24 protein-coding genes and 2 pseudogenes are annotated in these 25,567 nt (G+C 47.2%); 16 read left to right on the forward strand and 10 right to left on the reverse strand.

The window, feature by feature from the left end; translation table 11 throughout:
• Positions 1-13: 13 nt before the first annotated feature.
• The 3 genes from KNO98_RS09075 to KNO98_RS09085 form a co-directional block, all read right to left on the reverse strand.
• Complete coding sequence (locus KNO98_RS09075; protein ID WP_026826584.1) at positions 14-628, reverse strand: PH domain-containing protein; 615 nt, start codon at positions 626-628, stop codon at positions 14-16.
• 12 nt (positions 629-640) lie between these two features.
• The gene (locus KNO98_RS09080) at positions 641-1,474 is read right to left on the reverse strand and encodes an aldo/keto reductase (protein WP_026826583.1); all 834 of its coding nucleotides are present in this window, start codon (positions 1,472-1,474) and stop codon (positions 641-643) included.
• 68 nt (positions 1,475-1,542) lie between these two features.
• Positions 1,543-2,448: an MBL fold metallo-hydrolase gene (locus tag KNO98_RS09085; protein WP_251124995.1), complete on the reverse strand. Its 906-nt coding sequence runs from the start codon at positions 2,446-2,448 to the stop codon at positions 1,543-1,545.
• A 368-nt stretch (positions 2,449-2,816) separates the two neighbouring features.
• Here KNO98_RS09085 and abc-f point away from each other — a divergent pair, with 368 nt between their 5' ends.
• From abc-f to KNO98_RS09100, 3 genes are all read left to right on the forward strand, one after another.
• Complete coding sequence (abc-f, locus tag KNO98_RS09090; RefSeq protein WP_214700576.1) at positions 2,817-4,514, forward strand: ribosomal protection-like ABC-F family protein; 1,698 nt, start codon at positions 2,817-2,819, stop codon at positions 4,512-4,514.
• Between the two features lie 11 nt (positions 4,515-4,525).
• Positions 4,526-5,284, forward strand: coding sequence for a hypothetical protein (locus KNO98_RS09095; protein WP_214700578.1), 759 nt, complete (start codon positions 4,526-4,528; stop codon positions 5,282-5,284).
• A 111-nt stretch (positions 5,285-5,395) separates the two neighbouring features.
• Positions 5,396-6,292 (forward strand): cation diffusion facilitator family transporter, encoded by an 897-nt coding sequence (locus KNO98_RS09100; protein WP_214700579.1) that lies wholly within the window; start codon positions 5,396-5,398, stop codon positions 6,290-6,292.
• A 28-nt stretch (positions 6,293-6,320) separates the two neighbouring features.
• On the opposite strand, the gene KNO98_RS09105 is transcribed toward KNO98_RS09100, so the two are convergent.
• Both KNO98_RS09105 and KNO98_RS09110 read right to left on the reverse strand, forming a co-directional pair.
• On the reverse strand, positions 6,321-7,163 hold the full coding sequence (locus tag KNO98_RS09105) for a metallophosphoesterase (RefSeq protein WP_214700580.1): 843 nt from the start codon (positions 7,161-7,163) through the stop codon (positions 6,321-6,323).
• Between the two features lie 93 nt (positions 7,164-7,256).
• Positions 7,257-7,670, reverse strand: coding sequence for an organic hydroperoxide resistance protein (locus KNO98_RS09110; RefSeq protein ID WP_015881037.1), 414 nt, complete (start codon positions 7,668-7,670; stop codon positions 7,257-7,259).
• Positions 7,671-7,787: 117 nt separating this feature from the next.
• Between KNO98_RS09110 and KNO98_RS09115 the strand changes: the two genes are divergently transcribed.
• Positions 7,788-8,240, forward strand: coding sequence for a MarR family winged helix-turn-helix transcriptional regulator (locus KNO98_RS09115; protein ID WP_214700581.1), 453 nt, complete (start codon positions 7,788-7,790; stop codon positions 8,238-8,240).
• Between the two features lie 13 nt (positions 8,241-8,253).
• Positions 8,254-9,168, forward strand: coding sequence for a CAP domain-containing protein (locus KNO98_RS09120; protein ID WP_214700582.1), 915 nt, complete (start codon positions 8,254-8,256; stop codon positions 9,166-9,168).
• A 32-nt stretch (positions 9,169-9,200) separates the two neighbouring features.
• Here the strand turns inward: KNO98_RS09120 and KNO98_RS09125 are convergent, their stop codons facing one another.
• Positions 9,201-9,674: a glutathione peroxidase gene (locus KNO98_RS09125; RefSeq protein WP_026826575.1), complete on the reverse strand. Its 474-nt coding sequence runs from the start codon at positions 9,672-9,674 to the stop codon at positions 9,201-9,203.
• A 160-nt stretch (positions 9,675-9,834) separates the two neighbouring features.
• Between KNO98_RS09125 and KNO98_RS09130 the strand changes: the two genes are divergently transcribed.
• Together KNO98_RS09130 and KNO98_RS09135 are read left to right on the forward strand one after the other, a co-directional pair.
• Positions 9,835-10,353, forward strand: a complete 519-nt coding sequence (locus KNO98_RS09130) for a VanZ family protein (RefSeq protein ID WP_026826574.1) — start codon at positions 9,835-9,837, stop codon at positions 10,351-10,353.
• Between the two features lie 295 nt (positions 10,354-10,648).
• A complete protein-coding gene (locus KNO98_RS09135) occupies positions 10,649-11,953 on the forward strand; it encodes a murein hydrolase activator EnvC family protein (RefSeq protein WP_026826573.1) in 1,305 nt (434 codons plus the stop codon).
• Positions 11,954-11,984: 31 nt separating this feature from the next.
• On the opposite strand, the gene KNO98_RS09140 is transcribed toward KNO98_RS09135, so the two are convergent.
• The 3 genes from KNO98_RS09140 to KNO98_RS09150 all read right to left on the reverse strand — a co-directional run bounded on the left by KNO98_RS09140 (position 11,985) and on the right by KNO98_RS09150 (position 14,332).
• Complete coding sequence (locus tag KNO98_RS09140) at positions 11,985-12,155, reverse strand: hypothetical protein (protein WP_167330582.1); 171 nt, start codon at positions 12,153-12,155, stop codon at positions 11,985-11,987.
• A gap of 43 nt (positions 12,156-12,198) precedes the next feature.
• Entirely contained in the window at positions 12,199-13,044 is an 846-nt protein-coding gene (locus KNO98_RS09145; RefSeq protein WP_214700583.1) for a GNAT family N-acetyltransferase, read from the reverse strand.
• Between the two features lie 70 nt (positions 13,045-13,114).
• Positions 13,115-14,332, reverse strand: a complete 1,218-nt coding sequence (locus KNO98_RS09150) for a dicarboxylate/amino acid:cation symporter (protein ID WP_214700759.1) — start codon at positions 14,330-14,332, stop codon at positions 13,115-13,117.
• A gap of 208 nt (positions 14,333-14,540) precedes the next feature.
• Here KNO98_RS09150 and KNO98_RS09155 point away from each other — a divergent pair, with 208 nt between their 5' ends.
• From KNO98_RS09155 to KNO98_RS09185, 7 genes and pseudogenes are all read left to right on the forward strand, one after another.
• On the forward strand, positions 14,541-14,762 hold the full coding sequence (locus KNO98_RS09155; RefSeq protein WP_026826570.1) for a cell division protein ZapA: 222 nt from the start codon (positions 14,541-14,543) through the stop codon (positions 14,760-14,762).
• Between the two features lie 8 nt (positions 14,763-14,770).
• Complete coding sequence (locus tag KNO98_RS09160) at positions 14,771-15,307, forward strand: CvpA family protein (RefSeq protein WP_026826569.1); 537 nt, start codon at positions 14,771-14,773, stop codon at positions 15,305-15,307.
• Between the two features lie 68 nt (positions 15,308-15,375).
• Complete coding sequence (gene polX / locus KNO98_RS09165) at positions 15,376-17,070, forward strand: DNA polymerase/3'-5' exonuclease PolX (protein ID WP_214700585.1); 1,695 nt, start codon at positions 15,376-15,378, stop codon at positions 17,068-17,070.
• Positions 17,071-17,085: 15 nt separating this feature from the next.
• The gene (locus KNO98_RS09170) at positions 17,086-19,440 is read left to right on the forward strand and encodes an endonuclease MutS2 (RefSeq protein ID WP_214700587.1); all 2,355 of its coding nucleotides are present in this window, start codon (positions 17,086-17,088) and stop codon (positions 19,438-19,440) included.
• A gap of 12 nt (positions 19,441-19,452) precedes the next feature.
• Complete coding sequence (locus KNO98_RS09175; protein WP_026826566.1) at positions 19,453-19,863, forward strand: DUF350 domain-containing protein; 411 nt, start codon at positions 19,453-19,455, stop codon at positions 19,861-19,863.
• Between the two features lie 335 nt (positions 19,864-20,198).
• Positions 20,199-20,426: pseudogene (gene tnpA / locus KNO98_RS09180) on the forward strand (IS200/IS605 family transposase); the annotation flags it as partial.
• Positions 20,427-20,570: 144 nt separating this feature from the next.
• On the forward strand, positions 20,571-20,909 hold the full coding sequence (locus KNO98_RS09185; RefSeq protein WP_214700589.1) for a hypothetical protein: 339 nt from the start codon (positions 20,571-20,573) through the stop codon (positions 20,907-20,909).
• A 30-nt stretch (positions 20,910-20,939) separates the two neighbouring features.
• On the opposite strand, the pseudogene KNO98_RS09190 reads toward KNO98_RS09185, so the two are convergent.
• Positions 20,940-21,852 (reverse strand): annotated as a pseudogene (locus KNO98_RS09190) (IS30 family transposase).
• 224 nt (positions 21,853-22,076) lie between these two features.
• Between KNO98_RS09190 and KNO98_RS09195 the strand changes: the two are divergent.
• Positions 22,077-24,203, forward strand: coding sequence for a type I restriction-modification system subunit M (locus tag KNO98_RS09195; RefSeq protein WP_214700590.1), 2,127 nt, complete (start codon positions 22,077-22,079; stop codon positions 24,201-24,203).
• Between the two features lie 4 nt (positions 24,204-24,207).
• Positions 24,208-25,563, forward strand: coding sequence for a restriction endonuclease subunit S (locus tag KNO98_RS09200; RefSeq protein WP_214700591.1), 1,356 nt, complete (start codon positions 24,208-24,210; stop codon positions 25,561-25,563).
• Positions 25,564-25,567 lie beyond the last annotated feature (4 nt).

Consider the following 25,567-nt stretch of genomic DNA (forward strand, 5'->3'; position numbering starts at 1 on the left):
GAGGAGTTCTTTTTCAGTTATTGATGTACTTCTCATACACCGAACCGAAATCTTTTCGATTCGACTCACGATAGTGACGTTGTAGCCAATCGAACGATTGCTCGTTCAACTCTTTAAACGTGTTCGGCACGTTCATGTCACCTTCGCGAAGTCCGCTCAAAATGGAGACCGAGTGTGTGAGTGATGTGTTCGCATATTCCATCATACGACGACCTTCTCGTTGAATCTCTTCAATCGCGAGGAGTGCCTTATATAAATCTTTCACGTGTTCGATTTGCTTCTTGTTGATATCAATCGAGTACGGTTTATCCCCGATTGTGAATTTTACCTCGACATCGAGGTCGACGGTGCCCGCTGTTTCGAACATGACGTGCTTGATTGGATAATGCGAATACGGATAACGATAGAGGACGCGCTTCGAACTGATGGCGCTCGTTCCATCGAGGTGGATCATCGACAAGTTGGTGAAACAATACTCATCTGATTTTGACTTGATCAAGAAATATATCTTCTCATTGTCCTCATGAAGGACGTAATCATCTGCATCCGCCTTATCGAAGTCAGATGGGTCAATCACCTCACCGATGTCGCTGAAGCCGGTCAAATCAGAAGCTAGTTTTTTGAACATGTCATTCACTCCTCAATAATGGATTTTGTGCATCTCTTTCGGGTCGGAGCCGGTGCGTTCATCACGGTTGAGCGCATCGATGGCCGCCATCTCTTCATTCGTCAACGTGAAGTCGAATACCTGTATGTTCTCTTTGATTCGACTCGGTGTAACCGATTTTGGAATGACGGCGACCCCGTTTTGTAAGTGCCAACGTAAGATAACTTGGGCTGGAGACTTGGCGTGACGGTTCGCGATTTCGACAATTGTGTCATCTTCGAGCGCTTCGCGTCCTTTCATGAGTGGGCTCCACGCTTGAATTTGAATGTCATATCGCTTACAGAATGCAATCAAGTCTTTTTGAGACAAATATGGATGAATCTCGACCTGATTCACCGCAGGAACAATCGAGCAGGATTGAATAATTTGTTCTAAATGCTCGATCTCAAAGTTCGAGACACCGATGGCACGGACTCGTCCTTCCTCATACAATTGCTCGAGTGCCTTGTACGTTTCGACAAACTTACCAAAACGCGGCATTGGCCAGTGGATGAGGAATAAGTCGACATACTCGAGACCGAGTCGGTCGAGACTATCCTGAAACGCTTGAAGTGCCTCGTCAAACCCATGGAACTCATTCCAAAGTTTCGTCGTCACAAAAACTTCTTCACGTGGGACACCTGCTTCACGCAGCGCTTGCCCGACGCTTTCTTCGTTCTGATAAATTGCGGCCGTATCGATCAATCGGTAATCTGCATCGAGCGCAGTTTTGACCGTGTCGACCGTCACCGCACCATCTTCGACCTTGTACACACCGAGTCCGAGCATCGGCATGTTGACAGTATTATTCAATGTCGTCCATTCCATAATAAATCCCTCCCTCTCGTCTCTAACGTTACCGAACTTTTGGGTGAAGGGAAAGTATAAACTATAAGCTATAAGCGGATGCTTTCTCCATGCGTCTTGATTGCGATTTGACCACGATCGATTTTTGCGGCCGCGACGAGACGGTGATACGGCTCATCGATTGGCTCGTACGACAGAACGAACGTGTCCCAATGCATGGGGAAGAAGCGCTTCGCTCCGCTCTCTTTGTACATCAACCAAGCCTGTTCAGGTGTGCAGTGCGCCTCTTGGAATGAATCCGGTTGATAGGCACCAATCGGGAAGAAGGCAAGGTCGATCGGTTCACGGTCGGCGAGCCCTTTGAAAGAATCGGTGTACGCCGTGTCTCCCGCAAACAGCATTCGAATTCCTTTGTATTTGAGCAAATAGCCGTTGTAGCCCATGTGCTTGTCCCACGGGAAACGGTTGCCCCAATGTTTGACGGGGATGGCTCGGACATCGAGTCCGTTCGCAAGCGTGACTTTGTCATGCGGATGCAGTTCAAGTGTTTGCATACTCGGATACCTTCGGAGCAGTCGACTCGTCCCTGGGGCCGAAACGACGATTGTATCGCGTGTGATGAGTCGCTTTAGACTTTTGTGGTCAAAGTGGTCCATATGGGCGTGACTGAGCAAGATGACGTCGACCGGTCCGACCTCCTCGATGGAGAGGGCTGGAGCCGTGTGACGTTTCATGCCAATCGTCAGCGGGCCTAAGTGGACACCGATTCGTTTGGAGAAGACCGGGTCCGTCAAAATCTTGAGCCCGTACCAATGAATGAGGACGGTCGAATGTCCAATCCATGTCGCCTGCACATGCGTCTTATCAATGGTTGTCAGTTCTGGACGTTCCGGCCATTTAAATCGCGGGCGGGGGAGCCGTTGTTTGAATCGTGTATAGAGAAACGTTCCGACGCTCGCTAAGACGGCACTCGGAACAAGGATGCGTCGACGCATCATGCATCACCTCACTGTTCGAATATACTGTCATCATAACGCGGGGATGAATGAATCGCATCCGCCTAAAGGAGTAGAAAAAATGGGAGATTGTGGGGCAGGTTGTTGCGAATGCGCTTTCAATCTGATAAGGTGACAGTAACTTAGGAAAGGGAGGTACACCGTGCCATGAAAAAAACACATTCACTCCATCGATGAGACGAATCATCACTGTTCGCTTGAACAGTTACGGGTGAAGTGTGTCCATTTTTTCAAGTACGGGAAACGCTCGTTTTCCTCATTTGAACGGATTCCTTCACACCACCGCTTTGAAGCGGATGGTGTTTTTTGTTTCATCGCGTATCGGAAAAATAAGCGAGGTGAAACAGATGTTAGTTATGAAACAAGTCCGGTTTGATTATGACCGGAAACCATTATTTGAAGCGGTCTCTTTTGAAATCGTAGCCGGAGAACGAGCTGTATTGTTCGGATTGAACGGGAGTGGAAAGACAACGCTCTTCCGACTCGTGACAGGGGAATTGACCCCACAAGCCGGGACGATTGAATGTCACGGTGAAATCGGACTCGTCCGGCAGACGATTGAATCCGAGGACATGTCGCTCCTTGAGTGGGTGATGCGGAGCGATCCCGAACGATATGCCCTCTATGAAGATGTGTCTTCAGGCGATGAGGCGCGAGTCATGCGCTCCTATGAACGAGCACTAGCACTCGATGTATACAACTTGGAGCAAGAGGCGAAGAGGGCGTTGACTCGACTCGGGCTAGATGGTCAGCTCGACCGAAACATCAACGACTTGAGCGGGGGTGAGAAGACGCGGGCACAGCTTTCGACATTGACGATGAAGCGGGTCGACCTCGTCCTTCTCGACGAACCGACGAACCACTTGGACATCGAGTCGATCGACTGGCTCACACAGTGGCTGAACCGATTCAACGGGACAGTTCTCGTCATCTCACATGACCGTCAATTGATGGATGATGTCGCAACTGTAATCCTTGAACTGTCGGACGGACACGTTACCCGTTACCCGGGAAATTATACGGCGTATAAGCGGCAAAAAGAGGAGGAACGTGTGCGTGACGAGCGAGTCCACGCCCGCTACGAGAGCCGGAAGATAGAACTTTTGGAGATGATTGCCCAATATAAAGGGTGGCACTTGAAGGCGAAAGCAACGGCTAGTGTCCGCAGCCCAGGGGCGCAAAAAGGAGCAGCTAATCTCGCCGTCAAAATGAAAGCGAGAGAACAGAAGCTGAGACAGCTCGAAGACAATCGTCCGCGGAAGCCGAAAGAAGAGAAGACCATCTCCGTCCGTTTTGCTGCGGATGAGCTTGAAGCGAAGACGTGGCTGACGTGTGAACATATGACGTTTGGATACGGCGAGCCGTTTTATAACCCATTCTCCTTCTTGATTCAAAAAGGAGACCGCATCTCCATCATCGGACCGAACGGAAGCGGCAAGACGACATTATTGAACGTACTGATTGGTGAACGAGCTCCACTTTCGGGTGTCATCCAGCGACATCCCCGTCTGAAGATCGGGTATTTCTCGCAAACACTCGAACGTCTGCCGGAAACGGGAACGCTACTCGAGGCGTTGCTCGCCCATAGTGACATCGAGGAGACGGAAGCGCGGACGCTGCTCGCCCACTTCTTGTTCCGGCGGGATGAAGTGAACCTTCCGATTGTCGAGGCGAGTATGGGTGAGAAGTGTCGGATTGCCTTTCTCATTCTCTATTTCTCCGACGCGCATCTCTTAGCACTCGACGAACCGACGAACTATTTGGATGTGGCAACACGCGAACAAATCGAGGCGGCCTTGTCCGTCTATCCGGGCGGACTGTTGTTGATTTCCCACGACCGTTATTTCCATCGTCTGACTTCACGCACGATTGAATTAGGAGAACACATCGTCATACGTGAGAACGATGAGCGCGATGGACCGGTCGATGTTGAACAAATGGTCCGAATGATGGACGAATTGACAAAACATGACTTGAAATTTTTTGATGAGGCAGGAAACCTCCTACCATTTGACGAAACGAGTGGAATGAATCGAATCGAGTAGGAGTGAAGAACATGAATGGAGGAAGATTGTCGCGCGCGACGACCCGAAAGCGTAAACGCGTATTCCGAATCACGACGGCGGTGGCATTGATGCTCGCCTTAGTTGGCATCATTGCGTTTGCGGCATTGATTGACCAAAAGCAGAAGTCAGCTTTACCGGAATCAGATGAGATTGCAACGGAGATGGTCGATTCGGAGTCCGAACAACCAAAGGATGCCGAAACCGAATTAGCAGAAATGATTTATATCGAACAACCTTATACGAAAGTATATGCGGATGACCGAGTTGCAGTCGTTTACGAAGCCGATCTCGGCGATCGTTTTGAACGCTTGGAGACAGTAAGTGGGTTCGTGAAAGTTCAGTTGAACGAACGAATGACGGGTTGGGTTACGGAAGAGAGTGTCACGACGGATGCACCGGTCTTGTCTGACGATGAGGTGATCGCCGCATGGCAACAAGTCGTGCCGAACGCCTCGGAGACCGTCCTCAACTGGATTGGCAAAGACATAGCGACCGTTCGAGCTGAACTCGGAAATCCTTCTGCCGTTCAACGTGATCAAGTGAACGAGTATCATTTCTATGATGGGTTCTTCCTCATGGTACGAGACCAAAAAGTACGTGCCGTCGATTGGGACAAACAAGCAATCGCGACCCCTGACATCCAACCGACGAGCGAACAACCCGCTGGCGTCTGGTTCGAGGGAGAGGCGGTTCAGTTGAAGCTGTTTCCATACAGTGGCGTGATGCGTGTACGCCTAGAACAAAAGTGATGGGAGGCGGGAGATTCATTCTCCCGTTTTTTTTTATTTTTTTCATTCAAATGAACGTTTGAATGTTTCGGTGAAATGGAATAATATAAGAGACAGAAGGAGGAATTAGTCATGGGACATCATCACGACCATCACCATCATCATTCCACGAACCAGCGTGCGCTATTCTTTGCTTTCATCCTGATTGCGACGTTCATGGTCGTTGAAGTCATCGGTGGTCTATGGACGAACAGTTTGGCGCTCTTGTCGGATGCAGGACATATGCTCGGAGATGCAGCGGCGTTAGGGCTAAGCTTCCTAGCTGTACGATTCGGGGCGAAAGCGGCGACGCCTAGCCGGACATTCGGGTATCGACGTTTTGAAATTTTAGCGGCATTCATAAATGGGCTGACGCTACTCGTTATCTCGATCTATATTCTTATAGAGGCATACCAACGGATAAGTGCTCCACCGGAAATTTTGAGTGGTGGTATGTTGATTGTTGCCATCATCGGACTGATCGTCAATATCCTTGCCGCTTGGATTTTAATGCGCGGGGAGAAAGATAATTTGAACGTGAAGAGTGCTTTACTTCACGTGTTCGGCGATTTACTCGGATCGGTTGGAGCGATTACGGCCGCAATCCTCATCATGGTGTTCGGATGGACTTGGGCTGACCCGGTCGCGAGTGCGTTTGTAGCTGTCTTGATTTTGATTAGCGGTTACCGCGTGACACGTGAGGCAATTCATATTTTGATGGAAGGATCACCGGCACAAATCGATGTCCGAGCGATGCAAGAAGAGATTGCTAGTGTTGATGGGGTGAAAGAGGTGCACGACTTGCACGTCTGGTCGATCTCATCGAGTGAGCATGCCGCGACATGCCACGTATTAATCGGAGAAGAGGCAGATGATCAAGCCGTGTTACGACAAGTGACGGAGCGGATTCGTAAATACGGAAAGTTCGAGCGCTCAACGGTACAGGTCGAACGAGAGCGACAATGTTGTGAGGAACGGATCATCTGGTAAGACAACGGACACTTCCCTTGAGTGTCCGTTATTTCCCGTGCACATCAATCACCACAATCTCTGGTGGGTTATAGATCCTTGGCACGTTGAAGCTATAGTTGAATCCTCGCCCAATCACATGGGTGAACGTCTCATGTTCATAAAGACCTCCTGCATATTTCGGGAAGAACCCTTGGTCAGGAGCGAATAAACCGTTCAATAGATAAGGAATTCTCACTTGTCCACCATGGGCGTGTCCAGATAAGACGAGATCGAAAGGCAAGTCGGCATATGTGTCCACTTCCTCAGCGCGATGGGAGAGGAGAACGTTGAACGTGTCGTTCGAGTCGACGTTTTGCATGGATGATGCGGCATCCGTTTCCCAACTTCCATAAATGTTTTCGGTATACGTTCGTAACGGATCCTCTAATCCACCGACGACGAGTTCGATTTCATTGATCGTAATCGGTTCCCATTCGTTTTCAAGGACGGTCACCCCGTGAGAACGGAAGACGTTTTTGACATTATGGCGTACGTAATCTTCAGAGTCATCGATTTCATGATTGCCTGTAACGAAATACATCGGCGCGATGCCCGCAAGTCCCTCGATGAGTTCGAAAGCGGGTTCCGGGGAACGATAACGGTCGAGCAGGTCACCCGGTAAGGCGATGAGGTCCGGTTCCTGAGCACGGACTTGATCGATTAAAATCGATTGTTTATGACCGTAAGAGGCGCTATGTAGGTCAGAAAGGAGTACGATGCGGAGCGATTCATCCACTGACAATTTTTCTGAGGTCACGTTGTACGTCCGAACGGTCAGCGCGTTATAGGTCGCCGTGAACAACAAGATACCGAGCACAACAAAAAGAAGAGTCGATTTTCGTTTTGTCATCAGAATCCTCTCCTTTCACCTCTTGCTTCTATCTTACCCCTGACACGCAGGATGAAGCAAAAAAATCCCGCTCCTGAAGAGCGGGATGAACGATTATGCTGCTTTTGCTGTCAGTTTGACATCGACGTTGCCACGAGTCGCTTTCGAGTAAGGGCACACTTGGTGTGCTTCTTCAACGAGGCGTTCCGCTGTCGCTTGGTCGACGCCTTTGATTTCGACTTCAAGCTCGACTGAAATGAAGAAGCCTTCATCGTTTTGGTTCAATGTGACGTGACCTGTGACGCTCGAACCGTCTGTCTTCACACGTTCTTTCCCGATGATGAGGTTGAGGGCACTACCGAAGCAAGCCGCATAGCCAGCTGCGAAAAGCTGTTCCGGGTTCGTCGCACCGTCGACGTGTTTCGCGCCAGGCATCGAGACGTTCATGTCGATGACGCCGTCTGTTGATTTCACGTGACCTTCGCGGCCACCGATTGCGGTTGCTGATGCTGTGAATAGTGATTTCATGATTAAATTCCTCCATTTCATTTTTAACAATTAAGTTGTGCACAATTTAAATTATAGAGCAGTCAAAAAGTTTCGCAAATGATATGCTTGGCTAAAGAAGAGTACGGAGGATTAGGCATGGAACAATCATTAAAGTTAGAAAATCAAATCTGTTTTCAGTTGTATACCGCTTCAAAAGAGCTTACCCGTCTATATCGCCCGATTTTAGCACCGCTAAACCTGACATACAGCCAATACCTGGTGATGCTCGTTTTATGGGAAGAAGATGGAATCGATTTGCGTCAGCTTGGAGAGAGGCTGACATTAGACTCAGGTACCTTGTCACCGCTCGTCAAACGATTAATCCAAATCGGATATGTCGAAAAGAGTCGTGCAATGTACGATGAACGAAAAATTGTTGTCCGTCTGACAGCAACCGGTAGCGCGTTGCGTGAGCAGGCAGTCAACGTGCCTTTACAAGTAAGTGGTATGCTGAATATAGACGAAGCGACGTATGTCGCGTATATGGAGATGCTCACTGATATTAAAGGTAGATTACATGATTTTGGAGAGCGTCAGCGGGAGCAGTAAGGGAGGAGGAGCCATGTTTCGAAAATTGATCATCTTATTGATGGCGATCGGACTCTATATGGCTTGGCAATATGAGATGCCGAACGTATCAGCTCCGACGAGTGTTCAAGTTCAGTCAGAAGTGGCGAACGAACGCGTGTCGGACGCGCCAAAATTTGCAAGTCAGTATGCCGGGCATGACTGGTATTTGGTCGATCGCGGCGGCAATCGCGGACTTGAATTGATTGACGAGGACGGTGCGAAGAAAGGGTTTTATCAGTTCGAGACAGGCAGTACGTATCGCAGTCTCGTCTTGAACGAAACAACACGTGACCAAGTCGAGGACATCGGCTTTGAAGATGTGACATCTTATAATAAAGGGTTGAATCGATACTTGATTCCAGATGATCCAGCTTTTTCAGTTTTCGCGATTGATGGACAGTACGTCACCTTCTTTTTCGATCAGCATGACGATGACCTGTTGAAAGGTATTTTATCGGTCGAGCGTCGTGTCGAAGAGGCGAGTGAGGGATACTATGGCGATTTATCGAAAGAAGGAACTGTCGCCAATGAGCAGTTGATGCGTATCCTCATGAATTGGGACCGGGAGAAGTTTGATTTGAACGCCTTGTCTGACTACGAACCCCTTTATCCAGTCGTTCGGGCCCACAGTCAGAACATGGCGCAGAACGATTTCTTTAGTCACACCGACCCAAAAGGACGTGATCCGTTCGACCGGATGGATGAGGCAGGACTTTCCTACTCGATAGCTGGTGAGAATTTGGCGATGGGACAGATGAGCGTATTTCATGCACATTGGGGACTCATGAATTCGAAAGGTCACCGTGAGAACATCTTGCAACCCCGATTCACGCATGCAGCCGTCGGCCTCGCCTATAATGATGAGAGCAGTCCATTCTATACAATCAACTTCATTACACCACGATGAAAGGATGACTCTTCGGAGCCATCCTTTTTTTGTCAGATCAATTTCTTAATCGCGTCTTCAATCTCATCCGGTGTCGTCTGTGGCGAGAAGCGCTCGATGACGTTTCCATCGCGGTCGACTAAAAACTTCGTGAAGTTCCATTTGATTGTCTTCGACCCGAGGAGTCCGGGAGCTTCTTTCGAGAGATACGTGAAGAGCGGATGAGCGTCCTTGCCGTTCACATCGACTTTTGCGAACATCGGGAACGATACCCCGTAATTCAGTTGACAGAATTCTTGAATCTCTTCGTTTGAACCTGGGTCCTGATGTCCGAACTGATTGCACGGGAAGCCTAAGATCTGCAACCCTTGACCTTTATACGTATTGTATAACGACTCGAGTCCGTCGAGCTGCGGCGTGAAGCCACATTTGCTCGCTGTGTTGACGATGAGTAGGACATCGCCTTTATATGTAGCTAACGGTTGTAGCTGTCCTTTCATGTTCATTGCTTCAAAATCATAAATCATGTTGATTCCCCCTTTTCGTTAGTATATCAAGGGAGTAACGGGGTGACGACTTTGAACACGTTATGTGCAATCAAATTGTTATGAAATCATGATGTCGCTGTTACATCTTTCTCACAGAAGAATCCGTATAATGAAAAACGTTGTAGAAAGGAACGGTGTTATGCGATTTTTAAAAAATGAATTTATATGGATTGCGCTTATCTTAATCGGCTTGTTCTTATCAAGTGCGACTCCTTACTCGGATCAGTCCATTGTGTCGCCGCTAGAGCGATTCAATTGGGAGTGGATCGAACCTACGCTAGCGAACGTGCAGTTCGACTACGCCGGAAAGGAAATCTCACTTGAAACGTTAGGAACAGCAGGACTGATTGAATTCTTTATGCGGAAAACGGTACATGTCGTTACATTTTTTGCACTCGGTGCATTATTTGTGAAAGCCATCTCGAGAACGAACCTGCATGCCGGACTGAACTTATTGTTCGCTTGGACGCTTGCCAATTCGGTCGCGATCTTTGATGAATATCATCAAAGCTTGACTCCTGAGAGAACTGCGTTATTAGAAGATGTTCTCTTAGATAGTAGCGGTGCTGCTGCAGGGGTTATCCTGATTGGTGGGTTCTTGTTACTTCTTTTGAAACGGAGAAACGGGAAACGTGCTGGATATGTGGCATTGAGGTAAATAAAAAATGATATAGGTTACTATGTGAAAAGCGCTTTCTTTGAGTGCTTTTTTTCTTTTTAAAACTATTTTGTGACAACAAATCAAATAAAAAACTGTTTATACCCACGTTTTTTAAGCGATAAAACCTAAATCAGGTCAATGTCATACGAATGAAATATAAGTGTAAAATAACTTTTGGTTTAGATTGCTATAATGAGTCACAGAGCGAATGAAATATCGCGACTCATCTTAATAAAAAATACTTGAATGATAATAGATAAAAAATACACGGAAATCAGCGGAGGGAAGCACATTGGGTAACTTGAAGAAATTTGCAGCGACGGTCACTTTAGGCGCACTTTTGATTGGCGGAACGTCACCGACTTATGCGGCCTCACTTACAGAGAAGCAGAAGAAAGTTCAGGAACAACAACAAAAGAATAGCAGTGAACAATCGAAAGCAAATTCTTCGATCCAATCACGTGAGCAAGCCATCAGCAAAGAACAACAAGAAATCAACAAGTTAGATGCTGAACTCCAGGACGTCATCAATGATGTCGCTCAGAAAAAAGCTGAGATTCGTGCAACTGAAGAAAAAATCAAAAAACTTCAAGAGCAAATTAAAAAATACGAAGCAAAAATGAAAGCACAAGAAGAACTTATGAAAGATCGTATGGCGACGATGCAAAAGAACGGTGGCTCGTCAGTCAACTGGGCAGAATTCATCTTCGGATCAAAAAACTTCAGCGATTTGATTACACGCATGATCACAGCTGGTACGATTCAAGAGAATGACCAACAGATCTTTGAAGAGTACGAAGCAACGAAAGAAAAACTCGCGAAAGCGCAAGCTGAACTTAAGGCAGAACGTGATTCACTCGTGAAGCAAAAAGAAGAACTTGAGAAACGCCAGAAAGAGCTTGATCAAAAAATGAAAGAGCGCGCTGCGAAAATCAAGAAACTTGAAGCTGAAAAAGTGAAATTCGAATCGAAACTCATGAGCTTGCAAGAGATGGAAGATACGCTCAAAGCTCAAGAAAAAGCGATTCAATCAGAAATCGAAGCACAACGTCGTGCTGAAGAAGAAGCACGTCGTGCAGCCGCAGCGGCAGCTGCCGCTGCTAAAAAGCAGCAAGGTTCGAGCTCGAACAGTGGTTCTACTAGTGCAGCAACAACAACACCTGTTGCATCTGCACCGGCAAGCGGCGGTATGTTCCAACGTCCTGCAAGCGGTCGCCTTACGCAAGGATGGGGTCCTGCAAGCGGCGTGAACGGCTACACATTCCACAACGGTCTTGATATCGCAGCGTCAGTTGGTACACCAATCTACGCAGCGGCTACTGGAACGGTCACACGAGCTGGATGGGGTGGCGCATACGGGAATCATGTCATGATTACTCACGTCATCAATGGTCAAGTTTGGACGACAGTTTACGCACACATGAGCTCAGTCTCAGTCAAAGCGGGTCAACGCGTGTCACAAGGCCAAAACCTCGGAGGCATGGGTAGCACAGGGAACTCGACAGGTTCACACCTTCACTTCGAGATTCACCGTGGCGGTTACTCCTGGTCATCATCAAGCGCGGGTGGGACAGTCAACCCAGCATCATTCTTCTAAACACAAATATAGTGATCGACGAACGCGTCGATCACTTTTTTGATGTCTGATACACAATGAACGTCAGGAGCGCGGCACCGATGACACTGAGCCAGAGCGTATCGATGTTCGGGTTATCGAGAACGCTCTGTCCCCCGACGATCAACATATAGAGAAGGAGCGCCACACCGAGTGCACGTAAAATAAAACGGAATCTAACCATAAAAAATCGCCTCCACCTATTAGTATAGGGGAGGCGATGCGTTTCATCTAGCGAGTCGGACCCAAGCGGAGTGCATAATCTGCTCGTAGCCGACTTCCTGATAGATTTTGTTTGATGTCGGATTCGTCAAGTCCGTATAAAGGACACAGAACGCTTTCGTCTCGAGTAACTGGCGGCTAAGGTCTGCGACGAGACTTCGTGCATACCCTTTTCCTCGCGCATCAGGTGACGTGTAGACGAACGAGACGGTGATCCCGTTCTCGGTCGGACGAGATCGTTTCGCACATGAAACAACTTGCCCGTCGACTTCCCAGAAGACCGCATCCTCATTTTCGAGCATCGTCTGGACGGTCTTTGTCACTTTCTCGGGTGGAGATGAGCGGAGGCCTGATTCAGCTTCAAAGGCACTATACCAGGCCTCGAGCTGCGTCTGATCGGTTGCCGTGGCCCATCGCATATGACCGCTTGCCATATCGATGTCGTTCACATGATCGAGTCGATAGAGCCCTTGAGACATGAACATCTCACTCGTCCCAGACGTCAACTCCTGCCACGCATGACCGAACCGTTCGGCTTGTTCGCGTTCTGAGACGACCTCGGTGAAGGGGACCTCGTTTTCGAGAAGGTGCGGGATGATGAAGGACGGGAGTTCGTCCGAGCGTTCTGAATCCACGACGATGTAATGGAGTGGATGTGGCGGTGTCACTTGAAGGATGGCGAGCAGTTCACCGTCCTCTTCGACGGTGAACTGATGAAACGTCTCATAGATGCCTTGAATCACGTTATTCAAGACGCCGATCATGAGGCTATTCTTGGCCTCTTCTTTCAATAGTGCGTTCATCACACGATCCGAGAAGTGATTCGGGTCTTTCCATTCAATCCATTCCATATGTATCGCTCCTTTTCAATGTAGACAAAAACGGGCAAACCTGTTGGCTTGCCCGTTTATGATTTTTGCTTTATGCGATATCTTCTTGTTTCGACGATGTGTTGTCGAGAAGTTTCGTGTTGTGCTTGAAGTAATGGACAATCTTCGCGATGGCGCCATCACCCGTGACGTTTGTAGCTGTCCCGAAGCTATCCTGTGCCAAGTAGAGTGCGATGACCAAGCTTTGCATCGTCGCGTCGAATCCGAGGATTGAACCGAACAATCCGAGCGATGCCATGACGGCTCCACCCGGTACACCAGGTGCTGCAATCATCGTTACACCTAGTGCGAGGATGAATGGGAGGACGATCGCGTAAGACATCGGCATGCCGTTCAAGTACATGAGCGCGACACCGACCGACGTGAGTGTGATCGTCGAACCTGACAAGTGAATCGTTGCCGAGAGCGGGATGACGAAGTTCGCGACACCCTCATCCGTGTTGTTCAACTTCGCTTGGCGAAGTGTGACTGGAATCGTCGCAGCCGATGATTGCGTCCCGATTGCTGTGAAGTAAGCCGGCATCATCGTCTTGAGCAACTTGAACGGATTCTCTTTGTTGAGACCACCTGCGATTGAATATTGAATCATGAGCATCGTTAAATGTAGGACGATGATTGTGACGAAGACGAGTGAGAATACCGAGAGGATCTCAGCGACCTGACCCGCGTACGTCATGTTCATGAAAATTCCGGCGATGTGAATTGGTAGTAATGGAATAATGACTTTACTGATTAAGAGCTCGATGATATCGCGGAAATCCATGGCGAGGTCAAGTGACCGTTTGCTTTCGATTGCGGCAATCCCGATGCCGATGACGAAAGCTAAAATGAGAGCGGTCATGACACCGAATACAGGTGGAATCTCAAATTCCATGAATCCTTTCAATAAGGCTTCCTCTGGATTTTCGGCTCCTACTGTAGAACGTGATAAAATTTGCGGGAACAAGTTGCTTGTTGCGAAATAGGCGAGCGTTCCTGCGACAACGGTTGATGCATAAGCGATGAGTGCTGTGAGTCCGACTAACTTTCCTGCTCCTTTTCCAAGTTCCCCGATTCCTGGGATGATGAACGCAAGAATGATCAATGGGATGGCGAAGCCTAAGAACTGCCCGAAGACTGTGTTGAACGTCACAAACGTCCGAACAATCCAGTTCTGACTTTCTGGTACGATGCTCCCGAGCAAAATCCCGAAAGCGATCGCGATGATGATGCGACCTAAGAGGCCAATGCGTAGTTTCAAATCAATCATCCTTTCTGTTTGTTTGAATAGTTGATATTTTCGCACATTTCACAACATGTTGCCACCATTCCTTTTATTTTTTCTAAAGAAAGACGTTTGACAACTGTAAAGAAGGGTAATAGAAAATGTTGTACATATCAATGGAAGGGGCTTCTCCTTTTCCTAATATAAAAACGATGTTATGATTAATGCTGACAGACGTAAAGGAGGGGTGCGCGTGCAGTTACAACGAACAACGATTCACATTGCGGGTCAAGACTATACGATCGTAAGCGAAGAACCCGCTGATCATGTGAGGGAAGTAGGCTTTTTGGTCGATAGTAAGATCCGCGAGATTCGTGATCAATCCCCTCATCTAGATGCTCGTCAGGCAGCGGTCCTTGCTGCGATTCAAATCGCGAGCGATCACGTCAAAACTAAACGAAATATGGGAGAATAATTCAATCCATGGTTACGCTACTTATACTGTTTTTCTTATTTATCGGAATCGTCAATGGCTTTCGTCGTGGTGCGATTTTACAGCTCGGCCATTGGGTCGCGCTCATCATCAGTTTCCTTGTCGCTAACACGTACTATAAAGATTTAGCTGAAGCGTTCAAGCTATGGATCCCGTATCCGTCTCAGCTTGATGGAACGCTACCTGGCGGCGTCTTGGACCTCAACTCCCTTTCAGGGATTGAGATGACGTTTTATAACGTCTTTTGGTTCGTCGTCTTGTTCCTCATCACGAAACTCGTCTTGCATCTCATCTTGGCGATGCTCGACTTCTTGACGGACTTGCCGATTTTACGCCAATTAAAAGGTGTGATCGGAGCTGTCCTCGGATTCTTTGAGGCGTATGTTATCACGTTCTTCATCCTTTGGGTAATCGCGTTCGTGCCGATGGCGGGCGTTCAAAATGCTGTCGACAATTCGTCACTCGCGACAACGATCATTCAAGACACACCATATCTATCGGATTGGTTTTCAAATAAGATGTTGTGACACGACAGGCCGGAATGCAAGCTAGTGCTTGTGTCTCGGTCTTTTCTGTGTGAATAGGGGGGAACCGTATGAATAAAGTAGAAGCGATGATGTTGCTCGAGAAGATCGCGCAATATATGGAAATCAAAGGGGAGAACCCGTTTAAAATCAATGCGTTCCGTAAGGCTGCGACAGCGCTCGAGAACATGGACCTTGAACTCGAGGACATCGAGGATTTGACCTCAGTCTCAGGAATCGGAAAAGGAACGGCCGCCGTCCTTGAGGAGTATCGAGACACAGGACGTAGTGAAGTGCTCGAAGCGCTGCAGGAAGAGATTCCGTTCGGATTAATGAAACTCTTAAAGATTCAAGGCCTCGGCGGGAAGAAACTCGCGAAACTTCGAGAGGTCGGCGTCGTCGACTTGGAGTCGCTCATCCGTGTACTCGAAGACGGGACAGCGGCATCACTACCCGGGTTCGGTGCGAAGAGTGTCGAGAAGCTGCTCGCCGCAGCGAAAAACCTTGAGTCGCGTCCGGAACGATTAGCGTATGCGGTCATGCGACCGATCGTTGAAGAGATCAATGACGTGTTGAAGAAAGAAGAGCTCGTCTTGCGTCATTCGGTCGGGGGAAGCTTCCGCCGTGCCGAAGAGACGTGTAAAGACCTTGACTTCATCATTGCGACCGAGGAGCCGATTGCGCTGCGTGAGAAACTGCTCGCTTTGCCGTTCATCAACGAAGTGATTGCGGCAGGTGAGACAAAAGTCTCGCTCGTCCTCGAACGTGAGGAGATGGTGTCGGTCGACTTCCGCATGGTCGAGCCGGGCGCGTTCGCCGCGACGCTTCACCATTTCACTGGTTCAAAAGACCACAACGTCCGTATGCGCCAACTTGCCAAGGCAAAAGGAGAGTCCATTTCCGAATATGGAGTCGAGACGGTAGACGGATTGTGGCAACCGAAAACGGAAGAAGAACTGTTCGAACGGTACGGTCTCCCATTCATCCCGCCTGAACTTCGGGAGGGGCATGCTGAGTTCGAGCACGACTTATCGAAACTCGTCACGCTCGAAGACATTAAAGCCGATGCGCACATGCACACGGTCTGGTCGGACGGGAAGTTGACCGTCGACGAGATTGTTGTGGCGATGAAAGGGCGTGGCTATGAATGGATGGCCATCACCGACCACGGGAAGTATTTGACGTTCGTCAATGGGTTGACGGAGGAACGACTCGAGGCACAAGGGGAAGAGATCCGGGAAGCCGCGAAGACGCACGACATGAACGTGTTGCGAGGCGTCGAGATGGACATCCGTCCTGACGGGACGCTCGACTATGGACCCGAGTTTTTAGAGACGCTCGACTACGTCGTCGCCTCCATCCATTCGAAGATGGACCAATCCGTCGACGAGATCATGGCACGTCTCGAGAACGCCTGCCGTTCCCCGTACGTCAACGTGATCGCCCATCCGACAGGTCGACTCATCGGTCGACGCGACGGCTATCCGATTGACGAGGAGAAGTTGATCGCACTCGCCAAAGAGACGGGGACGGCGCTCGAGTTGAACGCCAACCCGAACCGCCTCGACTTGACGGCCTCGACGCTTAAGAAGGCGAAGGCTGCGGGAGTCAAAGTGATGATCAATACCGACACGCACCACCCAGATATGATGGAAGACATGGCACTCGGTGTGTTACACGCACGGAAAGCCTATCTCGAACCATCGGATATTATCAACTGCTTCACGTTCGAGGACGCCAAGGCGTTCTTTGCGGCGAAGCGATAGAAAGGAACATGCTAGATGGACCACGCGTTACGCGTACTAGAATATGAAAAATTACGCCAACAGCTTGCCGGTCACGCGGCGAGCTCGCTCGGGAAAGACTTGGCGCTGAAGATGCAACCGGACTACTCGTACGACCGGGTGCTCTCAAATTTGAACGTGACAAAAGAGGCGACCGAGGTCGTTCGTCTCCGTGATCGTCTGCCGCTCGGTGGGCTCACGGATGTCCGTGCGGAAGTGAAGCGCGCCGCTATCGGCTCGGTCCTCTCGACGAGCGAATTGCTCGCCGTTGCTGCCGTCATGTACGGCGGTCGCCAGGTGAAAAACTTCTTCGAGAAACTCCATGAGGACAATGAGGAGATTCGAATCCCGCGCCTTGATGAGTATGCGGACAAATTGACGAAACTTATCGAAGTCGAACAATCGATTCGCCATGCGATCGACGACCAGGGGACGGTCCAAGATTCGGCGAGCTCACAACTCCGTGGGCTCCGTACGCAGCTTCGGAGCTATGAAGGGAGCGTCCGTTCACGAATCGACAATATCCTTCGCAATAACGCGAAGATGCTCTCAGATGCTATCGTCACGATTCGAAACGACCGTTATGTCGTGCCGGTCAAACAAGAGTATCGCCAGGCGTTCGGCGGAATCGTCCATGACCAGTCAGCTTCCGGTCAGACGCTCTTCATCGAACCGCAAGCGATTGTCTCCATCAACAACGAGATTCAAGAAGTTCGTCTGAAAGAACGCGCCGAGATCGATCGGATTTTGAGTGCGCTCTCGAACGAGGTCGGTGGGGTGCATGATGCGGTCATGACGAACCTCGACGTATTGGCCGAACTCGACTTTATCTTTGCAAAAGTCGCCTACGGTCAAGAGATGAGAGCGACCGAGCCGAAGTTGAACGACAACCGTGAGGTCAAATTGAAACAGGCACGCCATCCGTTCATCCCGAAAGATGAGGTCGTGCCGATCACGGTCGAGCTCGGAGAAGACTACACGTCACTCGTCATCACCGGACCAAACACCGGCGGGAAGACCGTCACGTTGAAGACGATTGGACTTCTTCAGTTGATGGTACAGTCAGGTCTTTACGTCCCGGCAGAGTTTGGGACAGAGCTTTCCGTGTTTGACGCCGTCTATGCCGACATCGGGGATGAGCAATCGATTGAACAAAGTCTCTCGACGTTCAGTTCGCATATGACGAACATCGTCGGCATGCTCGACAAGATCGACTTCATGTCACTCGTCCTCTTCGATGAGCTCGGTGCTGGGACGGACCCGCAAGAGGGGGCCGCCCTCGCCATCGCGATTCTAGATGAAGTGAAACGGCGCGGGGCACGTGTCGCGGCGACAACGCACTACTCGGAACTGAAGGCATACGCGTATAACCGCGAAGGCGTCATGAACGCCTCGATGGAGTTTGATATCGAATCGCTCAGCCCGACATACCGTCTCCTGATTGGCGTACCGGGGCGCTCGAACGCCTTCGAAATCAGCCGTCGTCTCGGACTGTCCGAACAGGTCATCGACAAGGCACGAAGCCATGTCGGCAGTGATGCCGAGTCGGTCGAATCGATGATCAACGAGCTCGAATCGGCGAAACAACGCGCTGAACAGCTTGAGCAGGAACTCATCGTCAAACGCCATGACTTCGAAGAAGAGCAGGCGGCATTCGAGGCGACGATGACCGAGTTTGAGCAGGAGCGCGACAACTTGTACAGTGCGGCTGAGGCGAAAGCCGAGAAAGCCGTCGAACAGGCAAAGCGTCAGGCGAACGAAGTCATCGACCGCTTGAAGAAGCTCAGGGAGCAGGGAATCGTCAAAGAGCACGAGATTATCGCAGCGAAGAAAGAACTCGAGTCGGCAAAACCGACACTTCAAGAGAAAAAGATCCAAAAAGTGAAACAAAAAGCCCAGCAACAACGTACGTTCAGTAAGGGCGAAGAAGTGAAAGTGACGACGTTCAATCAAAAAGGCTATATCGTGAAACAAATCAATGACAATGAGTACAACGTCCAAGTCGGCATCATGAAAGTGAACGTCAAAGCGGACGACCTTCAGAAGATCGGTCCATCGAAAGAGAAGTCGCTTCAGTCGAAAGGGAGCTCGCTCAAACGACAGAGCTCGACGAAGTCCGAGCTCGACCTTCGTGGCGTCCGTGTCGAAGAGGGACTCATGCGTCTTGATAAGTATATCGATGAAGCACTCGTGTCGGGCTATGACAACGTCCGCATCATCCACGGACTTGGTACCGGGGCGATGCGTCAGGCGACACAAGAATTCTTAAAAGGACATCGTCACGTGAAGAGCCAACGCCCGGGTGGAATGGGTGAAGGTGGACTCGGTGTCACGGTCGTCGAACTGAAGTAAGGGGAGTCGGGAATGGGCACGTTAATGTTTGCCGTCATGCTGGAATCGTTCGGTCTCTATTCGATGGCAGGACTGATGATTATCGTCGGTCTGGCAATCTTCGAGGTGACGACGCCGTACAGCAACTGGCGCGAGATTCAAAAAGGAAATATCGCCGTCGCCCTCGCGACAGGCGGAAAGATTGTCGGTCTCGCCAACATCTTCCGTGTCGTCGAGAGCTATTATGAGAGCACGATTGACATCTTCGTCGGGGGTGGGTTCGGATTCGCTCTTCTTCTCGCGACCTACTGGTTGTTTGAATTTTTGACACCGACACTGAAGGTGAACGATGAGATTCAAAAAGGAAATATCGCCGTCGGATTGTTGGCATTCTTGCTGTCGATCGGGGTCTCCCTCGTCGTCGGCGCGGCATTGGTGAGGTGAAGACATGGTATACGAACGATTGGCAAAAATCTTGTTTATCGGGGCCGGGTTGTTCTTAGTGGCAGCGGCACTGTGGTATATCTTTTATTGAAGAAAGTGGGAGGATCCGTTTGGATGCTCCCTTTTTGATTTCGTGAACTTTAAATATAAAATATATAGGTAATTAGGAAGGTATTTTACAATTCATGTGGGGAACCGTATATACTGAAACTAGATTTTGGAACGAGATACATAAGAAGGTTGGGGTGTAGGTCATGGCGAACGGGTCAGAAGTGTTTGAAGTCTTGATGACGAATGCAGTGAAAGTTTGTTGGTTAATCTGACACGATATTAATATGGAAACCAACTATAGAAGAACTCATACTACTGTTTCTCTAATCAATTATCACTTCGTTTTCTGTCCTCGATACAGAAGAAAGATATTCCTTCGTAACGATGTAGAAATACGTTTCAAAGGTTTGATGTCCGAAATATGCGAAGAACTGAATATCAAAATTATAGCCTTGGAATGCGATAAAGATCATACGCATATGTTCCTTAACGCCCCTCCACATTTATGTCCAACTTAGTGTAGACCATCCAACCTTAAAAAGAACCGTTCAAGGTTTCGATAGCCATAACCACGGCGTTTGAGGGATTTAAAGGTAGTTGACCCATTCGATAATGCCTCAGAAATTATGAGTGAAAAAAGAGAGTTTAGGTATTCGGTGTTTTGGGATGAAGAATATGATACTCAAATGATAGAAATGGAGCTAAGGTCAAATAGAGGTAGCTTCTCTTTCGAAGTAATAGGAACAATGTCACTCATTGATACTGACGAATCAGAAGTACATTATGTACCCTCCTTTACTACTGGTAATGCAGTTGAGAAATTGGAAGATATACGAATTCTTGATAATGGTGGAAAACTAATACTAGCCTCTCAGTTAGCTGAAAAAGCTAAATGGTTCGAACTGAAACCTAATTTTTTCGGAATCGGTTTGAATATAAATGCAATAATTGAAAGTATAAATTCTTATATAGCTAAATTAAATGGGAAAAGATAAAAATATCATTGAAAAGTATTTGACGGTTTGTCAAATTAAGCGCAACACTTCCTCGGTGAAGGCCTCGTGTGCGGTTTTCCAGTTCAGGCATTTTCTCGGCAGCCCGTTGATCTTGGCGAGTTCGTCCGCGAGTTCGTCGTGCGCCACCTGCGCGAAGTCCGTTCCTTTCGGGAAGAACTCGCGGAGGAGCCCGTTGCCACGATGAGTACGGGTCGGCGAAATACATCGGCACGCCGAACGATGCCTGAATGCGCTCGTGACCACTGAACTCCTTGCCACGGTCCGTCGTCGCCGTCTCGAACGTGCCGTCTGGGAAGGCGCCGTGCACCGCATGAATCGCCCCCTCCATCGAGGCCGCGGTGCGGTCCGCGATTGGCAGGGCGAGATAGAACCGGCTCTTCCGCTCGATGAACGTCGCGACGCACGCCTTCGACTTCCCTCGTCCGGAGACGACGGTGTCGAGCTCCCAGTGCCCGAACGTCCGGCGCCCCCTGACCTCCGCCGGCCGTTGCGAGATGGGGAGTCCGATATTGATGCGCCCGCGCGTCTCGGTCGGCTTTTGACGTTTCCCCTTCTGGCGGAGCACGGTTAGGGGCACGTCGATCCGTCCCGCATAGATCCATCGGTAGATGGTGGAGAAGGCGATTTTCCCTGTGTAGAGACGGCCGACGATTTTTTCCGGGGACCAGGTCGCACGCAGCTTCTCGACGATCGTCCGGCGCATCGTGTCGTCGAGTTTCGTCTTGGCACCACAATTGGTCTTCGCCTTCTCGTAGCGTTTCTGGGCACGTTCAGCCACGTAGTCGGGGTTCCGTCTGATCTCCCGCGAGACGGTCGAGGGCTGTCGCCCGAGCCGTCTCGCGATGGACCGGATGGACATCCCGAGCTCCAGATACGTCTCTATTTTCACGCGTTCCGTTGTGGTAAGATGGGTGTAGCTCATGAGATTTCCTCCGTTTGAATGTGTGTTGTGGTGACTTCATTCTACACGAGGAAAGCGTCATGGGCTTTTTTGTGTTCACTTTTGGGTGTTGCACTTAATTTTATAATTCATCATTTGTTAAAAAATGGACGGATACTTTTCTTTTTTTCACTACGAATCTCAAAAATATAAACAATTTATATGATAGAATTGTGCTAAGTATCATTTATTTGGAGGAAGTTAAAATGAACAATCAGACTTATAATCAAATTGTTAGTTTTATATGGGGCATTGCTGATGATTGCCTTAGAGATGTATATGTGCGTGGAAAATATCGAGATGTCATCTTGCCAATGACCGTTATTCGTCGTTTGGATGCTGTTTTAGAACCAACAAAAGATGCGGTTTTACAAATGAAAAAAAGTCTAGATGAAGCTGGTGTTATTAATCAAACAGATGCTCTATGTAGTGTAGCCGGGCAATCGTTTTGTAACACGTCACCTTTCACTCTTAAAGACTTGAAATCACGTGCTAAACAGCAACAATTGAAGGCTGACTTTATTGCCTATCTAGATGGTTTTTCACCGAACGTGCAAGAAATCCTTGAAAAGTTTAAGTTTCGCAATCAGATAGATACGATGATTGAAGCTGATATCTTGGGTGCTGTTATTGAGAAATTTGTTAGTCCGACTATTAACCTAAGTCCAAAACCTGTCTTAGATGATAATGACGATATTAAAATTCCTGGACTTGATAATCATACTATGGGTGTCATCTTTGAAGAACTTATTCGTCGTTTTAATGAAGAAAACAATGAAGAAGCTGGTGAACACTTTACTCCACGTGATGTAGTAGAACTTATGGCAGACATCACCTTTTTACCGATTGCTGATAAAATCAATAACGCACCATATCTTGTATATGACGGTGCATGTGGAACGGGTGGAATGTTGACAATTGCTGACGAACGATTACACCAGTTGGCCAATGAACATGGTAAGGAGATTAACACATATCTCTACGGACAAGAAATTAACCCAGAAACATATGCTATCACTAAAGCTGATTTATTAATTAAAGGAGAATCTCTCCAGGATGATAATGTAGCTTTTGGTTCTACTTTATCAAATGATGGATATCCAACGTTAAACTTTGACTTTATGTTATCCAATCCCCCTTATGGGAAGAGTTGGAAAACTGATTTAGAGAGACTAGGTGGGAAAGCAGATATTTCAGACCCACGCTTTATTGTGAATCATAACGGAGACCCTAATTATAAAATGATACCTCGTTCAAGTGATGGTCAGATGCTTTTCCTTGCTAACAAGTTAAGTAAAATGAAGCATGACACAGAATTAGGTAGCCGTATAGTTGAAGTTCACAACGGTTCTTCTCTCTTCACAGGTGATGCGGGCCAAGGGGAAAGTAATCTTAGAAGATATATTATTGAAAATGATTGGTTGGAAGCAATCATAGCACTACCAGAAAATATGTTTTATAACACTGGAATAGCTACCTTTATTTGGATAGTTACAAATAGAAAAGCAAATCACCGAAGTGGAAAAGTACAGCTAATTGATGCAACAGGTCTGAAGAGTCCACTTCGTAGAAATCTAGGCAATAAAAACTGTGAGTTGACACCAGGATTAAGAAAACAGATTTCTGACATGCTTATCAACTTTGAAGATACAGAACACTCGAAGATATTTGATAACCAAGAGTTTGGTTACTTTAAGATAACAGTAGAACGACCATTACGTTTAAGTGTGGACTTAACAAGTGAGAGCTTGAAGAAGATATTAGAAGTATGTGAATATCAAAAAGACGCAATGCTAGCAGAAATTATCGGAAAAGCAGCAGAAAAATTCAACTATTCGATTATTCTTGACTTTAACGAGTTCATAAATGAACTAAGTGAAATTGCAAAAAGTTTAGATGAAAAATTACCTAATAAACGAATTAACTTAATTAAAAATTATATAGCACAGGTCGATGAAAATGCCGAGAAGGTAATTAAGAAAATTCACAAACCTGAAAAGTCTGAAGCAAATCCTCTAAAGGGTTTATATAGTGTTACAATTAATGGAAAAGATTATGTAGTTGAGTATGAGCCAGATGGGAATTTAAGAGACACAGAACAAATTCCATTGATGCATGAAGGTGGAATTGAAAGGTTCTTTAAGGATGAAGTACTTACTTTTGCTTCAGATGCATGGATTGATGAGAGTAAGACTCAAATTGGTTATGAAATTAGTTTTACAAAATATTTTTATAAACCTGTTCAATTACGTACTCTTGAAGAAATTGCAGCTGATATAAAAGCGCTAGAAGAACAAACCGAAGGCTTGCTTCAGGAAATCATAGGAGGTTAATATAATGCATCATAAGTTTATACCCTATGAGAAATACAAGGATGTGCCTTTACCATGGTTAGACAAATTACCAGAAACTTGGGAAGTTAAGCGTGCAAAAGCATTGTATTCAAAGGTGAATCGTCCTGTTAAAGATACAGATGAAGTGATAACCTGTTTCAGAGACGGAGTAGTAACTTTAAGAAAAAATAGAAGAACAACAGGTTTTACTGAATCCATAAAAGAAGTAGGTTATCAAGGGATTAAAAAAGGTGACCTGGTGATTCATGTAATGGATGCCTTTGCAGGAGCTGTAGGTGTGTCTGATTCAGATGGTAAATCGACACCAGTATATAGTGTCTGTGTACCTAAAGTAGATTTAAATAATCATTATTATGCTTATATAGTTAGAGAAATGGCTAAAACAGGCTTCATTCAGTCTCTATACAGAGGAATACGTGAAAGGTCATCTGATTTTAGGTTTGAAGTTTTTGCAAATCAATACTTACCTATACCAACACGGGAAGAACAAGACCAAATTGTAAAATATCTTGACTACAAGCTTGCTATAATTAATAAATTTATTACAGCCAAGAAAAAACTTATAATTGTTCTGAAAGAACAAAAACAGGCAGTAATTAATGAAGCAGTTACAAAAGGATTAACTTCCAACGTGAAAATGAAGCCAAGTGGAATTGAGTGGTTAGGAGATATTCCTGAGCATTGGGGAATAAAACCATTAAGACAATTATTAAGGCCAGTGAGTATTAAAAATAGACCGGATTTACCTTTGCTCTCAGTTGTAAGAGAAAAAGGTGTTATTTTAAGGTCGAGTATGTCTAAAGAAGAAAATCATAATTTTATTCCAGACGATTTGAGTGGCTATAAGGTAGTAAGAACTGGTCAATTTGCAATGAATAAAATGAAAGCTTGGCAAGGTTCATACGGAGTTTCTCATTATAATGGAATTGTTAGTCCAGCATATTATATTTTCGATTTAAACTTTGAGAATAAAGACTATTTTCATTATGCAATCAGAAGTAAAGTATATGTAAACTTTTTTTATCAGGCATCTGATGGTATTAGAGTTGGTCAGTGGGACCTATCGCTCGCTAAAATGAAAGAAATACCTTTTTTTGTTCCACCTGAAGATGAACAAAAAGAAATACTAGAGTTTATTCCTAAAGAGTTTAAAAGAATCGATGATGCAGTAGAAAGACTTCAAAGGGAAATCAACCTTTTTGAAGAATATCGTGGTAGGCTTATTTCAGATGTTGTCACTGGTAAAGTAGATGTAAGAAATATTGAAATAGGTGATTTCCAGTATGAAGAGCAGGAAGATATTATAGATGAAGAAATATTGGAATTGGAGGAAGTCTAAGAGG

The organism is Exiguobacterium sp. s57 (genome assembly GCF_018617685.1).
GTDB lineage: Bacteria > Bacillota > Bacilli > Exiguobacteriales > Exiguobacteriaceae > Exiguobacterium > Exiguobacterium marinum.